We start from the raw sequence: 15,746 nt of genomic DNA on the forward strand, positions 1-15,746 counted from the left end.
GTTCAGGTTAGTTAAGCTCTTTGATCATCAGTTCGATCCCGCGGCGGACGATATCCTGCATCTCGGTTTTCGACGGATCGACGAATTCGCACAGCGCGAAATCCTCCTCGACCACCTCGTAGATGCCCAGGTTCTCCATTTTGTCGATATCTCCGGCGAGAATCGCCTTCAACAGATAGAGCGGATAGATGTCCATCGGCAGGTATTTGTCATACAGCCCGGTTACCACATAAGCGCGGACGCCGCCGTTCATGTTGGTATCGAGATTATAACGCTTGCGGGGCGTCAGCACGAGAAATAACTCTTCGACACCGAGAACTTATCCAGCCGCGGCATACCCCAACCGAGGAACTCGTATTTGTTCCCTTCGGGGATCACGGTCACCTGGTTGCTGTAAAATCCGAGGTATCCGTCCGGTTCCACCTTTTTACCGGTCAGCACGTTGCCGCTGATCAGGCGCACCCGATCGCCCGCGCGCTGCGGACGGATCTCGACCTGGCGCGCGATGCTGCCGACCGGAATGCCCGACAGCACGCTAAAATAGCGCGGATCGGTCGTCTCTGAACCGGTCAGCGCAACGATCTTGCTCATATCGACCCGGCCGGTACGGAAAAACCGTCCGATCATCGCCACATGCTGAATATCGACCGTCCACACCAGGTCGCCTTTGTTGATCGGATCGATATGGTGAATCTGAACGCCCACGTTCCCGGCCGGATGCGGCCCGTCGAACGCGCGCACTTCCACGCCTTTCACCCGATCCAACACCCCGGATGTTCCGGCTTTCAAACCCAGGTAGACTTTCCCCGGCGTCAGCTTCGACAGCATGGCGAAACCGGTATTCAAATTATCCAGCTCTTTCTCCAATACGTAATTCATATCGGGAGCCAGCGGCGCCGAATCGAATCCGGAAACGAAAACGGCTTTCGGCGTCTGTCCCGGATCGGCGATGATTCCGTAAGGACGCTGAACGATCATCGGCCACAGACCGGAACTCAACAGCGCCGAAGTGACGTTTTCCTTGTCGGCGGACTCTTCGGTGGGAACCTCGAACGGCTCGTAAACCTGTTCGGCGGTCGGAGCGATCACCACGTCGAGGATCTTACGCTTATCCCCGCGGTTTATGGCGGTCACCTTCCCGCTGACCGGCGAGGTGAACAACACCTGCGGACGGTACTTGTCGTAAAACAGCGGCGTTCCGGCCTTCACGACGTCGTCCACCCGAACCAGCATCTTCGGGATGACCCCCTTGAAATCGTCCGGTTTCAGCGCATAGGCATGTACCAGCGGCAGCCGGGTCAACTCGCGTCGGGCTTCCCCTTGCAACCGGATATCAAGGCCTTTTTTCAACTTTATGACTTGCGACATATTCGGTAGATTATTGATAGTAATTTATTAAGGTGTCTTTTTCATTCGTTTTTCGGTCAGCGGATTCCCAGCTTATCCTTTATATCCTGCGGAATCGCCTCGCGATGTACCTGGATACCGACCGTTTTATAAAGCAGGAAAGGTTCCGAAGCGTAAAAATAACCTTTATACAAACCCGTTTCGCCCCAGGAGTTTTTCACTTTGTAGAATTTCCGGCCGTGCTGGTCCGCCGCGATCCCCACCAGCAGCATCCCGTGATCGTCGGTCGTCTCGTAACGATCGAAAGCCTGTTGCCGCATTTCGGGCGTGATTTGGCGTTCGGGAAGCACGCCCGTTTTCAGGAGCGTCCGTTTCCGAATCTCGTCGTCGGTAAGCCCTTTCCAGCGCGCGCTGTCCGCCGCAGGAATTTCCGCCGCCGACTCGACCGGAACGATCGCACGGCCCTCCCGAAAGCCGAATCCGTTCTCGCTGACGTCGGACGCCCAGTTGACCGCATATCCTTTCCGCAGCGAAACGTCGACGATCCGGCCCAGCTCCTCCATCGTTACGTTGCAGAACGGCGACCAGTTCCAATTATCGGGTATTTCGAGCGGAAAAGCCGTATAAAGCGGATGGTGCGTCATTGCCGTGAACACTACGTAATCGTCGCGGCGAATACCCAGCTCCTGCGCAAAACTTTTCGGAGTATATTCTTTTCCGTCGTAAACGAATTTTTCGGGACAGGGGCCCAGGTAAGCGTCCAGTATCCCGTTCAGACCGTCGATCCAAGACGCGGAAAGCCGTTTGGACGGATTCCCGATCACCGCATCCGTATAGGCTTTGAGAGCAACGCTCAGTTCTTCGTGCGAGTGCCTCGACGCACCGTCCTTCAGTCCAGAATAGACCGTCTCGGGCACGATTCCGTAACGGTCGACGATGTATACGACGTCATCCAGCGTCCCCCCCTCGGAGAAATTGGCTTTACCGTGCAGGCGGGCGTATTTGATCGCTTTTTCGAGGTAAGTATGGCGGACGATCCACATTTCGGAAAGGTCGTAAACGCCTTTCCCGCGACGAAGCAACTCGCTCTCCGCCATCGCCGTGCCCGAAAAGCTCCAGCAGGTGCCGGACTTCGCCTGATCCTTCACCGGCGTCACGGGCACCAGCACTTTATCGGTAAATACATAGGCTCCGGTATCCTTTCCGTCCTCCTTGGTCTGTTTCGACGTATTTTTCGCACCGGCGACACCGATCAGCAGTGCGCACAACACCCCACACAGCAGATATTTTTTCATGCGTTCGACACAAAATTTAATTTTGCGTTACAAATATAACAATAATTATTTTATTTTTCTTTTCCAGGACGGATGCAGTCGCCGAATCCGGCACTATTTATCAACAATCGGTCGTCAATCGCCAGGCAACGTTCCGGCGTCCCCGCTTTTCCGGTAATCGTCCGTTATCTCGGTAAAGCCGCGACTGTAACGCTGCATATAATCCCTCGTCCGCCGGACGAAGCGATCCAGCCCCGGCCGTTGTTGCGGCGAAACCGTTTCGCGGGAATAGGCCGGAACGATCTCGTAACGATGCCCCGAGCGACTCCCCGGGTCGGATGAGATCGACGTCCAGTGAATCAGGTACTCGGGACGGTAAGCCGTCCGCCCGTCTGCGCCGAGCGACAGCCCGATCCGCACCGATATGCCGCCGTCCGTACCGGGAAAACGCTGGTTCGAAACAAAATTGCCCATCGAAAAAACGGTCGCCCCGCAAATCCTGCCCGACGAATCGGATACCGTTTCGACCGACTGAACGACGTGCGGATGCGAACCGATCACCAGATCGGCCCCCCAGCGATGGCTCCGGGCGGCCAAGTCGCGCTGCCAGCGATTCGGCAACGTCTCGTACTCGTTGCCCCAGTGCAGAAACAGCACCACGTGCGTCGCCCCGTTGCCGCGCGCGCCGGCGATATCCTGCCGGATACGGAGCGTATCGATCCGGTTCACCGTATAACCGCGCGGGACGGACAGTCCGTTGGTCCCGTAAGTATAATTCAGCAATGCCACCCGAAAATCCCCTTTCCGCAACCAAAGCGGGTGGCGGGCCGGATCGGGAAGCGTATCGGCGAATACCCCGGTATACTCCAGGCCGGCCTGCACGAGCGTATCGAGCGTAGAACGGATTCCGGCCCCGCCGCGGTCGCAGATATGGTTGTTCGCCGCGACGGCCACGTCGATACCGACCCGGCGCATCGCCCCGGCCAACGCGCCGGGCGAGCGAAACTGAGGATACCCCGAATAGGGTTCCCCGCCGAGCGTGGTTTCCAAATTGGCAATTACGAAGTCGGCCGAAGCGAAATAATTTTTCAACCGCGAAAAACAGGCGGTGTAGTCGATTCCGCCGTCTCGTCGGAAGGCGGCCTGCACCTGCGGAAGGTGTTGCATCAGGTCTCCGGTAAAGATCAGCGTCAACTGTCGGTCGTCCTCAGCCGGAACGGCAACGCACGCCGGGATGTCCGGCGCCCCGGAATGCCGGATTATCCGGTACACGGAAAACGTTCCGACCGAAACCGTAACGATGATCGCGCACACCAACCAGACGAGGGACCGTTTGCTCATTGGATACCGTTTATTACCTTTGCTCCGCAAAGCTAATCATTTTTCGCAGATGTACCCGCTTATCGACATCCATACGCACCGGAAAGAACCGGACGCCGCCGCCCTGCGGTCGATACGGCTCGGCACGGATGCCGTGCCTTCCGACGGTTCGCTCTTTTCGGCGGGCATCCACCCGTGGGACAGCGAAAAAGCCGATCCGCAAGGACTGCGGCAGCTCGAAACGCTGCCCTGCGCGGCGATCGGCGAAATCGGGCTCGACTACGCCGTATCGGTCGACCGAACGGCACAACGCGAATGGCTGGTTCGGCAACTGGAGATCGCCCGCAGACGCGGGCTGCCGGTTATCTTGCACTGTGTCAAAGCCTACAACGAAATGCTGCCGACCCTGCGCCCGTTCGACATACCGGCCGTTTTCCACGGATTCGCCGGATCGAAACAACTGGCCGGACAGGTGTTGAAAGCGGGATATTACCTGTCGTTCGGCGAAACGGCATTCCGTTCTTCGAAAACGGCGGACGCGCTGCGCAATACCCCATCCGACCGTCTTTTCCTCGAAACGGACGAAAGCGCGGCCGGGATCGGTTCCATCTACGAACGAGCGGCGGCGATCCGGGGAGTCTCCGTCGCGGAACTGGCCGCCGAAATCCGTAAAAACTATCGAAAAATATTCGCCGCATGACTCATTGGCTCGAACGAACGGAACTGCTGCTGGGCAGCGAAAAGACGAAACGGCTGCAAAACGCGCGCGTACTGGTGGTCGGGCTGGGAGGCGTGGGTGCCTATGCCGCCGAAATGCTCGCCCGCAGCGGCATCGGCGCGCTGACGATCGTAGACGCCGACGACGTTTCGGAAACGAATATCAACCGGCAACTGGTCGCCCTGCATAGTACGGTCGGACGGCCGAAAGCGGAAATACTGGCTGCTCGCCTGCAAGATATCAACCCGCAGTTGCGCCTGACCGTACTCCGGGAGTATGTCCGGGACGAAGCGACCGACCGGCTGCTCGACGGAGGAAAGTTCGATTACGCGGTCGATGCGATCGATACGCTGTCGCCGAAAGTAAATCTGATCAAGGGAGCCCTCGACCGCGGGATTCCGCTGGTCAGTTCGATGGGGGCCGGAGCCAAAACCGATCCTACGCTGATCGAAATCAGAGACATTGCGAAATCGCATCACTGTCCGCTGGCGCACATGCTGCGAAAAAGATTGCATAAAGCGGGAATCCGGACGGGGTTCCGGGTCGTTTTTTCACCCGAAGCGGTCCGCGAAGGCGCCATGATCCTATGCGAGGAAACCAACAAAAAATCCAATGTCGGCACGATATCCTACATGCCCGCACTGTTCGGCTGTCACTGCGCATCGGTCGTCATCCGGGGGCTGATCGGGGAATTATAACCGGCTTCGATAAAAAATACCGGCGGCGGCCCCAAAAACCGTTCCTTTACTCTTACTTTTCGATCGGTTTGACCCGGCAAGGCAGTTCGACCCAGAAAGCGCTGCCTTCGCCCTTCTCCGAGACGACTCCGATCGTCCAATTATAAATACCCAATGACGCGATCCATCCGGCAGGTATAAATTACGCCGTTTTCAATCAAGAGATCAAAAACGGCGTTCATGCGTTACATTTCGACCAAAACTTTCCCGGTCATCTCGGGCGGCTGGGACAGGCCCATCAATTTCAGCACGGTCGGGGCCACATCGGCCAACACGCCGTTGCGGACGCTCTTAACGCGGTCGGACATCACTATAATGGGCACCGGATTCAACGAATGAGCCGTATTCGGGGTTCCGTCCGGATTCTCAGCATGGTCGGCATTACCGTGATCGGCGATAACGACGACCTCGTAACCGTTCGCCTTCGCCGCCTCGACCACGTCGCGCACGCAGGCGTCCACCGCTTTGACCGCCTTGACGATCGCATCGTAAACGCCGGTATGTCCCACCATGTCGCCGTTGGCGAAGTTCAGGCAGATGAAATCGAATTTTTTCTTGTTCAACTGCTCGACCAGAGCGTCCTTTACCTGATAAGCGCTCATCTCGGGTTGCAGATCGTAAGTAGCCACTTTCGGGGAAGGGATCAGAATCCGTTCCTCTCCGCCGAAAGTCTCTTCGCGGCCGCCGTTCAGGAAAAACGTCACGTGCGCGTATTTCTCCGTTTCGGCGATGCGCAACTGACTGAGGCCCTGCGACGATACATATTCGCCGATCGTATTGGCCACGTTGTCTTTGTCGAAAAGGATGCGCAGGCCGGTGAACTTGGCGTCGTAAGGGGTCATGCAGCAATAGTACAGCGACAGCTTCTTCATGTCGTAATCGGGCATATCCTCCTGCGTCAGCACGACCGTCAGCTCCTTCGCCCGGTCGTTGCGGAAATTGAAGAAGATCACCACGTCCCTGTCCTGGATCGTACTGACCGGATCGCCCTGTCCGTCAACGCAGACGATCGGCTTGATAAATTCGTCGGTCACCCCTTCGTCGTAGGATTTCTGCACGGCGGCGGCGGCGTCCGTCGCCTTTTCGCCCACGCCTTTCACGATCAGGTCGTAAGCTTCCTTGACCCGTTCCCAGCGCTTGTCGCGGTCCATCGCATAATAACGGCCGATGACCGAAGCGATTTTTCCGGCCGAATGCTTCAGGTGCCCCTGCAATTTCTCCACAAATCCCTTTCCGCTGCGCGGGTCGGTATCGCGGCCGTCCATAAAACAGTGTACGAACGTCTTGTCGATCCCGTACTCTTTCGAAATATCGCACAACTTGAACAAATGATCGAGCGAACTGTGCACGCCGCCGTCCGACAGCAGGCCCATGAAATGCACCTGCTTGCCGTTCACCTTCGCATAGGTGAACGCCTTCACGATCTCCGGATTCTTCAGAATCGAATTGTCGCGGCAGGCCCGGTTGATCTTCACCAGATCCTGGTATACGACGCGTCCGGCGCCGATATTCAGGTGACCTACTTCCGAATTACCCATCTGTCCGTCGGGAAGGCCGACGTTTTCGCCGTCGGTCAGCAACTGCGCCGACGGATATTTGGCCTCCAGGCCGTTGATATAGACCGGGTCGGCCGAATAAACCACATCGTCGTGGCCGTGATCGCCTTTGCCCCAGCCGTCCAAAATCATCAGTAATACTTTGTTTGCCATCGTCTTTCTTTTTTCGGGGAAACCTGTCCGTTTCCCGCTCTTCCACTTATTTCAATTCTCCTTTGATCAATTCCACGGCTCTGAAAATAGCCTTTTCGAGTCCTTCGGGTTTCTTACCGCCGGCCGTCGCGAAGAACGGCTGCCCGCCGCCTCCGCCGCCGATCTCTTTAGCCGCCTCGCGGATCACTTTCGACGCATTCACACCCCGGGCCACGATCTCGTCGCCCAGCATAATCGTCAACGTCACCTTGTCGCCGAAGGCCGATCCGGTCACGAACACGAGATTCGGAAATTTCGGCTTCAGCCCGAAAGCGATTCCTTTAATGACGTCGGGCATCAAATCCAACTGGCGAGCGACCAGTACGACGCCGTCCTCCTCGGTCAGGTTCGGCTCAATGGATGCCACCAGCGATTGGATACGCTCCTTGCGCTGCTGCTCCATCTGTCTGTTCAGTTCCGAATTCTCCTCGACCAGCTTTTTGATCGCCTGAGTCACCGAAGGATTATTCACATACCGCTGAACAGCTCGCAGGGTATCCTCAAGCGAATAGACGTATTCCATCGCCCGGTCGCCCGTCAGCGCTTCGATACGCCGCACGCCGGCCGAAATGGCGCTTTCGGAAACGACCTTGAAAAAACCGATGCTGCCGGTCGCAGGAACATGTGTTCCGCCGCAGAGTTCGACCGACTTTCCGTACTGGATCACCCGCACGCGGTCGCCGTATTTTTCGCCGAACAACATCATGGCCCCGAGTTTACGGGCCTCTTCGATCGGGTATTCGCGGCGTTCCTGCAACGGAAAGTTGCTGCGGATATCCCGGTTGACCAACTTTTCGACTTCGCGGATCTGCTCGTCGGTTACCTTCTGGAAATGCGAAAAGTCGAAACGCAGGTAATCGGAACATACGAGCGACCCTTTTTGTTCGACATGATCGCCGAGCACCGTACGCAGCGCTTTATGCAACAGGTGCGTGGCCGTGTGATTAGCCGCCGTGTTCGCCCGCGCTTCGCCGTCCACTACCGCACGGAACTTCGCCGAAAGATCGTCCGGAAGCCGATCGACCAGATGGACGGTCAGGTTGTTCTCCTTTTGGGTATCGGTGACCGGAATCTTCTGTTCGTCGCTCTCGATGTACCCGCGGTCGCCGGTCTGCCCGCCCGAATTACCGTAGAAAGGCGTCTGGTCGAAAACCAACTGATAGTAAGTCTTGTTCTTGGCGGTAACGCGACGATAACGCGAAATCCGCACGTCGCTTTCGAGCGTATCGTAACCGATGAAGCGACTCTCGGCGATCGGGAACAGTTCGACCCAATCGTCGGTATCGACCGCCGCCGCGTTGCGCGAACGCTCTTTTTGTTTCTGCAGTTCGGCAGAGAATTCCTCGCCGTTTACCGTCATGCCGTTTTCCTGAGCGATCAGTTCGGTCAGGTCGATCGGGAATCCGTAAGTATCGTACAGCAGGAACGCTTCGCTGCCGCTGATCACCCGGCTGCCGGCGGCCTGTTCCTTTTTGATCACATTGTCGAGCAGATTGATCCCGGTAGCCAATGTCCTCAGGAATGCGGCTTCCTCCTCGGCGATCACTTTGGTAATCAGATCCTGCTGCGCCGCCAGTTCGGGGAACTGTTCGCCCATCTGCCGGACGAGTCCGTCGACCAACTGGCAGATAAACGGCTCGTTGAAACCGAGGTAAGTATATCCGTACCGCACGGCGCGGCGCAGGATACGCCGGATCACGTACCCGGCCTTCACGTTCGACGGCAGCTGCCCGTCGGCAATCGAGAAAGCAATCGCCCGCAGGTGGTCGGCAACCACCCGCATCGCGATATCGGCCCTGCGATCCTGACCGTAAACTTTTCCGGACAGTTCGGCCAGACGCCGGATCGTCGGTTGGAATACGTCGGTATCGTAATTGCTCTGTTTGCCCTGCAACACCATGCAAAGCCGTTCGAAGCCCATGCCGGTATCCACGTGGCGGGCCGGCAGCAATTCCAGTTCGCCGCTGGCCTTACGGTTGAACTGCATGAAAACCAGGTTCCATATCTCGATGACCAGGTGGTGCCCCCGGTTCACCAACTCGCGTCCGTCCAACGCGGCCCGCTCCTCGTCCGAGCGCAGATCGTAATGGATTTCGCTGCACGGGCCGCAAGGCCCCGTATCGCCCATTTCCCAGAAATTATCGTGACGGTTTCCGAGAATGATATGGTCTTCGGGCAGGAACTGCTTCCAATACTGGTAGGCCTCGTTGTCACGGTCGATATTTTCATCGGGACTCCCCTCGAAAATCGTCGCGTACAAACGCTCTTTCGGCAGGCCGTACACGTCGGTAAGCAACTCCCACGCCCACGAGATCGCCTCTTTCTTAAAATAATCCCCGAACGACCAGTTGCCGAGCATTTCGAACATCGTGTGATGGTAAGTGTCGTGGCCGACCTCCTCCAGGTCGTTGTGCTTGCCCGACACGCGCAGACATTTCTGCGAATCGGCCACCCGGCGGTCTTTGATCGGAGAGTTCCCCAGGAACAAATCTTTAAACTGGTTCATCCCGGCGTTGGTGAACATCAGGGTCGGGTCGTTCTTGACGACCATCGGAGCCGACGGCACGATCACATGCCCTTTGCTGCGGAAAAAATCGAGAAAAGTTTTTCTGATTTGATTAGAATCCATACCTTACTTATAATATCTGCGTACTGCGATGCGTTATCTTGTAGGAAATTGCAAAATTAAGTAAATTAGTCTAATTTTGTCACATTTCCCGTTGATAAAATACTTTTTTAGTGTCCGAACTTGCGGCGGCATCCGGAAGAAAGCCTCCCAATATCTGACCGATCATCGAATGCATGGCAAAAAAGCGGTATAAATTCAATCCACAAACCCTGACCTACGAGGTGATGGCGATCCCGTTCCGCATCCGGTTCTACCGGATTCTGCGGAAGGTGCTGATCGGCTTTATCCTGGCTTCGGTGGTCAACCTGCTTTTCTCCTTTTTCTTCTACACGCCGAAGATGTACCGCATCGGCGAACGGAACAACGAACTGATGCTGAAGTACAACATCCTGAACGACAAAATCCGCGCGGCGACCGCCAAACTGCAGGAACTGCGTCACCGCGACAACAACGTGTACCGCTCGCTGTTCGCCGCCGACTCGCTGAACTTGCACGGAATCTATACGCCCTATCCCGACACGAAATACAGCTTCCTGGAAGGAGACATGTACACGCCGGAGATGATCGGCACGTGGAGAGACCTCGACGCAATGACCCGGATGCTGTACCTGGAGTCCAAATCGCTCGACGAACTCGAGGTGCTGTCCAAAAACAAAGCGCTGATGGCCGAAGCGATTCCCGCGATCTGGCCGCTCGACCGCCGGAAACTGCGCGGCAACATCGGCGCGTTCGGCACGCGGGTACACCCGATCACAGGACGGGTGAAAGGACACCAGGGCGTCGACCTCGGATCGAACATCGGAACGCCGGTTTATGCCACCGGGGACGGATTCGTCGCCTTCAACAACGAAGGGACGCGGGGATACGGGCGTCAGATCCTGCTGAACCACGGGTTCGGTTACAAAACCCGCTACGCCCATCTGAGCAAGATCGAAGTGATGCCGGGGCAAAAGGTGAAGCGCGGCGAAAAAATCGGGGAGGTCGGCAACACGGGACTGTCGAAAGGCCCCCACCTGCATTACGAAGTTATATATAAAGGTGTCCATGTCGACCCGATCAACTACCTGAGCCGCGACATGACCGAAGCCGAATTCCAGAAGATCATCGAATCGGCGCAGTACACGACTTACGAAGGCGATTAATCCGATGGACAACAAACGAACCCCGAAATTCAAGGAGCTGGTTCCCCGCTGGCACGAGCAACGCGAAAAATTCAAGAAGAAATTTTGGCGCGGCGTGATCCATCTGTTCGCATGGATCGGGATCGCCGTCATCTATTACGCCGCCTTCTCGTTCTTTTTCGACACGCCGCTGGAGTACCAGATGAAACACTCCACGCGCAAGCTGCGCCAGGAATACGACTCGTTGAGCGAACGCTATGCAACGGTCGAGAAAGTGCTGTACAACGTCATCGACCGCGACAAGCAGGTGTTCCGGACGCTGTTCGAATCCGACCCGTACAATTTCGACACGGAATTCGAGAAAAAACGCTGGGAAACCCATGAAAAACTGCTGACCAAATCCAACAAGGAACTGGGCAAAGAGTTTTTCGGGAAACTCAATACCCTCGAAAAACGCGCCGGCGAACACCTGTACACGCTGGCGACCCTCGAACAAACCGCCGATTCGCTGAAAGACCGAATCGACAACATCCCGGCGATCCAGCCGGTCATCAACAAAGACCTGACGCTGCTGACCGCCTCGTACGGTATGCGGATCCACCCGTTCTATAAAATTCTAACCGCCCACCAAGGCGTGGACTATACGGTGAGCGAAGGTTCGCGCGTTTTCGCGACGGCCGACGGCCGGATCAAGGACGTCGTTACGCGTAACACCACGTCCGGGAATACCGTGGTCATCAACCACGGGAACGGCTACGAAACGACTTACAGCCACCTGGGAAAAATCTACGCTAAAAAAGGCGAATTCGTCAAACGGGGCGACATCATCGCCCAATCCGGCAACACGGGTCTGTCGCTGGCGCCCCACCTGCATTACGAAGTCAAGCACGACGGTATGCGGGTAGACCCGATCCACTATTTTTTCATGGAACTGAATTACCAAGATTACCAAAAAATCATCCGGATCGCCCAAACCGGGATGCAATCGTTCGACTAAGCGTCCGAAAAAACATTTTTTTCGCGAATACCCCTGCAAAAAATAGGGGCATTCGCGAATATTTGCTACTTTTGTCCGTTCAAATACAAACAACGAATCGACATGGCAATATTACGTTTCAAGGCGCTTGACGAAATGTCAAAACGGGAGCCGGTAAAAGCCGACCTGCCGGACAAAAAGATATCCGATTATTTCGGCGCGGACGTATTCGACCGCGAAAAAAATGCGTCAATACATCCCGAAAGAAGCTTACGAAAGCCTCTGCACCGCCGTCGACGAAGGACGGCGGATCGACCGCAAGATCGCCAACCAGGTCGCCCAGGGGATGAAAACGTGGGCCATGGAAAAAGGAGCAACCCACTATTCGCACTGGTTCCAGCCGCTGAACGACTCCACCGCCGAGAAACACGACGCCTTCTTCGAACCGATGTTCGGAGGCGGATCGTTCGAAGCGTTCAAAGGCGAACTGCTCGTACAGCAGGAACCCGACGCATCGAGTTTCCCGACCGGAGGCCTCCGCAACACGTTCGAAGCGCGCGGTTATTCGGCTTGGGACCCTTCGTCGCCCGCGTTCATTCTCGACCGGACGCTCTGTATCCCCAGCATATTCATCGCCTACACCGGCGAAGCGCTCGACTTCAAAACGCCGCTGCTCAAGTCGCTGCAGGCCATTGATAAAGCCGCCGTCGAAGTGTGTCAGTTGTTCGACAAGGACGTAAGGAAGGTCAATGTCACGCTGGGCTGGGAGCAGGAATATTTCCTGGTGGACGAAGCGCTGTTTCTGGCCCGTCCCGACTTGGCGCAGACCGGACGTACGCTGATGGGGCACATCGCGGCCAAAGACCAGCAACTCGACGACCACTATTTCGGAGCCATTCCGAGCCGCGTGCTCGAATACATGAAAGACTTCGAACTGCAAGCCTACCGCCTCGGCATCCCGATCAAGACCCGGCACAACGAGGTGGCCCCGAATCAATTCGAATGCGCGCCTGTATTCGAGGAAGCCAACATCGCCGTCGATCACAACACATTGCTGATGACCCTGATGCGCCGGCTGGCGCAAAAACACAAGCTGCGCGTGCTGTTCCACGAAAAACCGTTCGCCGGCGTCAACGGATCGGGCAAGCACTGCAACTGGTCGCTGCTGACCGACACGGGCGTAAACCTGCTTGCGCCGGGCAAAACACCGAAAAACAACATCCAATTCCTGACCTTTTTCGTCAATACGATCATGGCCGCCCACAATTACGGTCCGTTGTTCATGGCGTCGATCGCCACCCAGTCGAATTCGCACCGGCTCGGCTCGCACGAAGCGCCGCCGGCCGTCATGTCGGTATTCACCGGCTCGACCCTGTCGGCCATCCTCGACTCGCTCGAAGAACGCCTGAGCGACAAGAAACTGACTCCCGACGAAAAAACCGAGATCAAACTCGACATCGGAAAGATCCCGGAAATTCTGCTCGACAACACCGACCGCAACCGCACCTCGCCGTTCGCCTTCACCGGCAACCGGTTCGAATTCCGGGCGACCGGTTCGTCGAACAACTGCGCCGCGCCGCTGATTCCGATCAACACGGCGGTCGCCGAACAGCTCACCCTATTCAAAGCCGAAGTCGACAAGCTGATCGACAAAGGGGTGAAAAAAGACGAAGCGATCCTACAGATCATCCGCAAATACATCATCGAATCGAAAAAAATCCGGTTCGAAGGCAACGGATACAGCGCCGAATGGCTGCGCGAAGCCGACAGACGCGGGCTCGAAAGCATCCAGAGCGTTCCGGACGCATTCAAGATTTTCAGCAGCAAAGCCTATTCGAAACTGTTCGACAAACACAAAGTGTTCAACGAATCGGAAATCCACGCCCGTTACGAAATCAACATGGAAAATCTGATCAAGAAAATCCAGATCGAATCGCGCGTACTGGCGGATATGGCGGCCAACCATATCGTTCCGACAGCTATTCATTACCAGAATATCCTGATTAAGAACGTCCAGGGACTCAAGGACATCCTGCCGAACGAGTACCTCGACCTGGCGGCCGAGGAAATCCGTACGATCCAGACGATCGCCAAGCACGTGAAGGCCATTCGCGAGAACACTTACCTGATGGTCGAAGCCCGGAAGAAATACAACCACATGGACAACCTGGTGGCGCGGGCGACCGGTTATTCGGAAGACGTGCTGATCTATCTCGACAAAATCCGCCACGACATCGACAAGCTCGAGCTGATCGTGGACGACGAACTCTGGCCGCTGCCCAAATACCGCGAAATGATGACGATCAACTAATGCCGCCGCAAAACGGCATACGCGACGACCTGTAAAAAGCGAAGCCGCCGGGAGATTTCCGGCGGCTTCGCTTTTTATCGGCATACGGTCGCCGGGACAATAACATCAGAAATCGAAATACGAAGGGCGGCAATCCGAAAACGCCGCCCTTCAGAATTCGAAGCTGTTTTCCGGCGGTTCGGAGACCGCCTTCGCATCAAACTATTTTTCGCCCATGTCCGGCATCGGCTTCTTGTAATCGCCGTTCTTAAGTTTCGCATGGCACTTTTCGAAGCAATCCAGCGTATACTCCACGTCTTCGAGCGTATGTACGGCCGTAGGAATAATCCGCAGAATGATCTCCCCTCTCGGAATCACCGGATACACGACCACCGAACAGAACAGGTTATAGGTCTCGCGCAGATCGACCACGATATTGCAGGCCTCGTCCACCCCGCCTTTCATGTAAACGGGCGTAACGGGCGACAAGGTGCCGCCGATATCGAACCCGCGCTTGCGGAAGCCGCTCTGCAACGCATGGACGATCGTCCAAAGGTTGTCCTTGAATTCCGGATGCTTGCGGATCATATCCAGACGCTTCAACGCCCCTTTGACCATCGGCATCGGCAGCGCTTTCGCATAGGTCTGCGAACGCATGTTGTAACGCAGGTAATCCACGATATATTTTTCAGACGAAACGAAAGCGCCGATCCCGGCCATCGACTTGGCGAACGTATTGAACAGTACGTCCACGCCGTCGATCACGCCGAAATGCTCGGGCGTTCCGGCGCCGGTCTTCCCCATCGTTCCGAACCCGTGCGCGTCGTCGACCAGCAGGCGGAACTTGAAATCCTTCTTCATGGCGACGATCTCGTCGAGCTTACCCAGGTCGCCTTTCATGCCGAACACACCCTCGGTGATTACCAGCACGCCGCCGCCGTTCTCTTCGGCCAGCTTCGTGGCATGACCGAGCTGCTTGCGGCAGGCCTCCATGTCGTTATGCGGATAAACGAAACGCTTGCCGGTATGCAACCGCAGCCCGTCGATGATGCAGGCGTGCGCCTCCGAATCGTAAACCACCACGTCGCGGCGGGTCAGCAGCGAATCGATGATCGAGATCATCCCCTGATACCCGTAGTTCAGCAGGAACGCGTCGGGCTTGCCGACGAAGGCGGCCAACTCCCGTTCGAGCTGTTCGTGCCATTTGGTCTGCCCGCTCATCATACGCGCCCCCATCGGATACGCCATACCGAATTCGGCGGCGGCTTCGGCATCGGCCTTCCGCACCTCCGGGTTGTTGGCCAGCCCCAGGTAGTTATTCAGGCTCCAGTTCAATACTTCCCGCCCGCGGAACATCATCCGGGGACCGATTTCTCCTTCCAGTTTCGGGAAAGAATAGTAACCGTGACTCAATTTCTGATACTGACCGATCGGGCCGCCGGCGTTCTCGTGTATTCGTTCAAAAATATCCACTGTAGTATAATTTGTTTGGTTGAATTCCACAAAAAATCACACAAAGTTAACCTTTTTCTACAAAGCATAAAAAATTTAACCTTTTTTTATGTTCCGTTTCCGTTTTTCCGCCC

At 56.2% G+C, this 15,746-nt stretch carries 9 protein-coding genes and 2 pseudogenes; 5 read left to right on the plus strand and 6 right to left on the minus strand.

Annotated features, from left to right (window positions below; translation table 11 throughout):
* Nucleotides 1–7: 7 nt before the first annotated feature.
* The 3 genes and pseudogenes from DW082_RS12225 to DW082_RS12235 form a co-directional block, all read right to left on the minus strand.
* A pseudogene (locus tag DW082_RS12225) lies at nt 8–1,368 on the minus strand (Na(+)-translocating NADH-quinone reductase subunit A).
* 56 nt (nt 1,369–1,424) lie between these two features.
* On the minus strand, nt 1,425–2,642 hold the full coding sequence (locus DW082_RS12230) for an aminopeptidase C (RefSeq protein WP_055203940.1): 1,218 nt from the start codon (nt 2,640–2,642) through the stop codon (nt 1,425–1,427).
* A 114-nt stretch (nt 2,643–2,756) separates the two neighbouring features.
* The gene (locus tag DW082_RS12235; RefSeq protein WP_101570797.1) at nt 2,757–3,962 is read right to left on the minus strand and encodes a CapA family protein; all 1,206 of its coding nucleotides are present in this window, start codon (nt 3,960–3,962) and stop codon (nt 2,757–2,759) included.
* A gap of 49 nt (nt 3,963–4,011) precedes the next feature.
* Between DW082_RS12235 and DW082_RS12240 the strand changes: the two genes are divergently transcribed.
* Both DW082_RS12240 and DW082_RS12245 read left to right on the plus strand, forming a co-directional pair.
* The gene (locus DW082_RS12240) at nt 4,012–4,641 is read left to right on the plus strand and encodes a TatD family hydrolase (RefSeq protein WP_172970762.1); all 630 of its coding nucleotides are present in this window, start codon (nt 4,012–4,014) and stop codon (nt 4,639–4,641) included.
* Nucleotides 4,638–5,357 carry a ThiF family adenylyltransferase gene (locus DW082_RS12245; protein WP_153498014.1) on the plus strand — a complete coding sequence of 240 codons (720 nt, stop codon included), beginning with the start codon at nt 4,638–4,640 and terminating at the stop codon, nt 5,355–5,357. The genes DW082_RS12240 and DW082_RS12245 overlap by 4 nt, the downstream gene beginning before the upstream one ends.
* A 224-nt stretch (nt 5,358–5,581) precedes the next feature.
* On the opposite strand, the gene gpmI is transcribed toward DW082_RS12245, so the two are convergent.
* Together gpmI and alaS are read right to left on the minus strand one after the other, a co-directional pair.
* Nucleotides 5,582–7,105 (minus strand): 2,3-bisphosphoglycerate-independent phosphoglycerate mutase, encoded by a 1,524-nt coding sequence (gene gpmI / locus DW082_RS12250; RefSeq protein ID WP_118458845.1) that lies wholly within the window; start codon nt 7,103–7,105, stop codon nt 5,582–5,584.
* Nucleotides 7,106–7,151: 46 nt separating this feature from the next.
* Nucleotides 7,152–9,773, minus strand: coding sequence for an alanine--tRNA ligase (gene alaS, locus DW082_RS12255; protein ID WP_055203930.1), 2,622 nt, complete (start codon nt 9,771–9,773; stop codon nt 7,152–7,154).
* Nucleotides 9,774–9,946: 173 nt separating this feature from the next.
* Here alaS and DW082_RS12260 point away from each other — a divergent pair, with 173 nt between their 5' ends.
* The 3 genes and pseudogenes from DW082_RS12260 to DW082_RS12270 all read left to right on the plus strand — a co-directional run bounded on the left by DW082_RS12260 (nt 9,947) and on the right by DW082_RS12270 (nt 14,181).
* Nucleotides 9,947–10,915, plus strand: a complete 969-nt coding sequence (locus DW082_RS12260) for a peptidoglycan DD-metalloendopeptidase family protein (RefSeq protein ID WP_055203928.1) — start codon at nt 9,947–9,949, stop codon at nt 10,913–10,915.
* Nucleotides 10,916–10,919: 4 nt separating this feature from the next.
* Entirely contained in the window at nt 10,920–11,891 is a 972-nt protein-coding gene (locus DW082_RS12265) for a M23 family metallopeptidase (RefSeq protein ID WP_118458847.1), read from the plus strand.
* 102 nt (nt 11,892–11,993) lie between these two features.
* Nucleotides 11,994–14,181: pseudogene (locus DW082_RS12270) on the plus strand (glutamine synthetase III).
* 201 nt (nt 14,182–14,382) lie between these two features.
* Here the strand turns inward: DW082_RS12270 and DW082_RS12275 are convergent.
* A complete protein-coding gene (locus DW082_RS12275; RefSeq protein ID WP_055203922.1) occupies nt 14,383–15,633 on the minus strand; it encodes a pyridoxal phosphate-dependent aminotransferase family protein in 1,251 nt (416 codons plus the stop codon).
* Nucleotides 15,634–15,746 lie beyond the last annotated feature (113 nt).

The sequence above is a fragment of the Alistipes sp. AF48-12 genome (assembly GCF_003477565.1).
Taxonomy (GTDB): Bacteria; Bacteroidota; Bacteroidia; order Bacteroidales; family Rikenellaceae; genus Alistipes_A; species Alistipes_A hominis.

Excerpts from the sequence above, each read along its gene's own strand:
- alaS (WP_055203930.1), bottom strand. The coding sequence starts at position 9,773 with ATGGATTCTAATCAAATCAGAAAAACTTTTCTCGATTTTTTCCGCAGC.
- DW082_RS12265 (WP_118458847.1), top strand. The coding sequence starts at position 10,920 with ATGGACAACAAACGAACCCCGAAATTCAAGGAGCTGGTTCCCCGCTGG.
- DW082_RS12235 (WP_101570797.1), bottom strand. The coding sequence starts at position 3,962 with ATGAGCAAACGGTCCCTCGTCTGGTTGGTGTGCGCGATCATCGTTACG.
- gpmI (WP_118458845.1), bottom strand. The coding sequence starts at position 7,105 with ATGGCAAACAAAGTATTACTGATGATTTTGGACGGCTGGGGCAAAGGC.
- DW082_RS12245 (WP_153498014.1), top strand. The coding sequence starts at position 4,638 with ATGACTCATTGGCTCGAACGAACGGAACTGCTGCTGGGCAGCGAAAAG.
- DW082_RS12230 (WP_055203940.1), bottom strand. The coding sequence starts at position 2,642 with ATGAAAAAATATCTGCTGTGTGGGGTGTTGTGCGCACTGCTGATCGGT.
- DW082_RS12260 (WP_055203928.1), top strand. The coding sequence starts at position 9,947 with ATGGCAAAAAAGCGGTATAAATTCAATCCACAAACCCTGACCTACGAG.
- DW082_RS12240 (WP_172970762.1), top strand. The coding sequence starts at position 4,012 with ATGTACCCGCTTATCGACATCCATACGCACCGGAAAGAACCGGACGCC.